The sequence below is a fragment of the Amycolatopsis sp. CA-126428 genome, from assembly GCF_002904335.1.
Lineage (GTDB): Bacteria > Actinomycetota > Actinomycetes > Mycobacteriales > Pseudonocardiaceae > Amycolatopsis.
This window is the reverse complement of sequence record NZ_PPHF01000104.1, coordinates 1-2110: the sequence shown is the minus strand read 5'-3', so window position 1 is coordinate 2110 and position 2110 is coordinate 1. Positions and strand designations below refer to the sequence as shown.

At 66.7% G+C, this 2110-nt stretch carries 2 protein-coding genes; both read right to left on the bottom strand.

The annotated features are described in order from the left end of the window. Nucleotides 1–179: 179 nt before the first annotated feature. Nucleotides 180–1088: a serine hydrolase domain-containing protein gene (locus C2L58_RS26610; RefSeq protein WP_158264178.1), complete on the bottom strand. Its 909-nt coding sequence runs from the start codon at nucleotides 1086–1088 to the stop codon at nucleotides 180–182. 102 nt (nucleotides 1089–1190) lie between these two features. Next, the gene (locus tag C2L58_RS49400; RefSeq protein ID WP_158264177.1) at nucleotides 1191–1355 is read right to left on the bottom strand and encodes a hypothetical protein; all 165 of its coding nucleotides are present in this window, start codon (nucleotides 1353–1355) and stop codon (nucleotides 1191–1193) included. Nucleotides 1356–2110: the final 755 nt, after the last annotated feature.

Here is a 2110-nt window from a genome sequence, read left to right as displayed (position 1 = left end):
GAACGACCCACCGAACACACCCCACCCGCGGCCGCCTAAAAGATCTTCATCCACAGGTCTTGACAATTGCTCGAGCAAGGTGACCACGACGGTCTGCAGCGCGGCCGTCGTCGGCGGCGCCGTGAACAGTCGAACACGCCCTGAATGCCCCACTGTGGCCCACGCGACGCCACCGCATCTCAACGGCAGGCCGCACACGCGGAGTCCGTAGCCCTGACCTGCTGTCGCCTGAGGACGAGTCGGGATGGTCGTGCGCATCTGGGCCAGTTTGCGCAAGCGCGGCGGGCGGACGCCGAGTCCAGCGTGGGAGCTGGGCCACCCAGCGCTGCTCGGGTCTCCCTGAGCCCGATCCGGTTGATGATCCGTTCCGTGATGACCTCGGCGAGCGGCCGTCCCGCCACCTTTTGCGCCACCAGACCCAGCAGGATGTAACCGTTGTTGCTGTACTCGAACTTCCGGTCCTGTTCCTGCGCGAACGACGGTGCCAGCGGCAACGCCAAGTCCAACAACTCCCTGGCGTCGAAGTACCGGTCCTTGACTGGCTGGATCCCGCCGACCAGCGCGGGGTAGTGGCCAGACATCCCACTGGTGTGGTTCAGCAGCTGCCTGATGGTGATGTTCCGACCATCGATCGCCGCACCGTCGCCGGTGCCCCGCACCACGCCCGGCAGGTACTTCTCCACCGTGGCGTCCAGTGCGAGCTTGCCCTCGTCGGCCAACTGCAGGATCGCCACAGCGGTGAACATCTTCGTGTTGCTGGCGATCCGCACGTAACCGTCCGTCGGCACCTTCGACTTCGTCCGGATGTCACCCACCCCGGCGGTGTAGTTCGTCACCCGCCCGTTCCGGTCCCGCACCGACATCAGCATTCCTGGCAGCGACCCGTCACTGACCAGCGCGTCCATACCCGCCTGCAGCGCCGTGTCGCGACCAGTCCTCGATTTGCCGTCCGGCGCGGTCGCCGACGCCACGCCTGACACCGCGAGTCCGGCGATCGTCACCGCCGCCATTGCCACGGCGACCACACCACGACGCCGGCGCGCGGGGCTCGGGCGGGTTCTGGCCGGACGATTGAGATCATTCGACAACGGACACTCCCCTTTGGACGACTTGCCCTGACCCGCACAAGTGTTGCCGCCGCCCCGGCGCCTCACCATCCCGCGTGCTGCACACCTCCGGTACAGCCAGCACTACCTCCGACGTCCGCGGAAACCCGAGAACGGCATGGTGCCGGGCGCGATGATCGAGTCGGCGTAGTCGGGCAGGCCGCTGTTGTGCTGCAGCAGCCGGCGCACCTGAAGCCGCGTGCCCGGAGTGTCCGAGCATGCGCCCTGCCACCACCATCGCAGTTCCACCGCTTACCCCGCTTCGCCATACCGTCGACCACCCCGCTCACTCAGCGTCGCACTTAACTATTACTGTGCGTAGCGAGAAGATCGCTCAGCACAGATGTTCTGCTACGCCCAAGCCCGAGCCCTGGCCCGATGGAGGCCGGATCGTGACCGTGGAGAACCCGTGCTGATCCTTGGCCGCTTCGCCGTTTGCTTGTCATTCGTGGTGGTTCCGGAGCCCTGTGCGCTTCGGACTCCCCCGCGGCAGCCATCTCGTCGGCCGGAGCGCCCGGCACCGAGGTCAGCTGCGAATCCGATGAGACATGAGCAGGACCGACGAGAACTGCCTGTCCCCGGTGTTGCACGCCGAGGGGGCTGACCCGGGCAGTTAGAGATCGTGCCTGCGCCTCCGGACAGCACGGCGGAGTATCACTCGACGTGCTCGCGCCGATCGTCACTGTGGTGACCGGGCCGCCCTCGCCCACGACAACGCGGACGCACTCGTACCGACGGCCGTCCCGACGAGGCGAACGAACTGGTGCCGGTCCGCCAATGCGTGATGATCGGCAAGCCGAGGACGAGCGGCACCACGAGCGTCACTGTCGGAAGCAGCCGAGTAGCCAGCCCCGGGAACGTCGAAGAGCTTGAGGCCCAGCGGCGCCGTGACGGAGTTTCTAATCACTGAATCCTCCCTCCAGGCGCCACTGCCCCACAACGCAGAGAAGCCCAGGCCGTTGGCCTGGGCTTTCTCGTCTGGAAGCTCCCCCGCTTGGACTCGA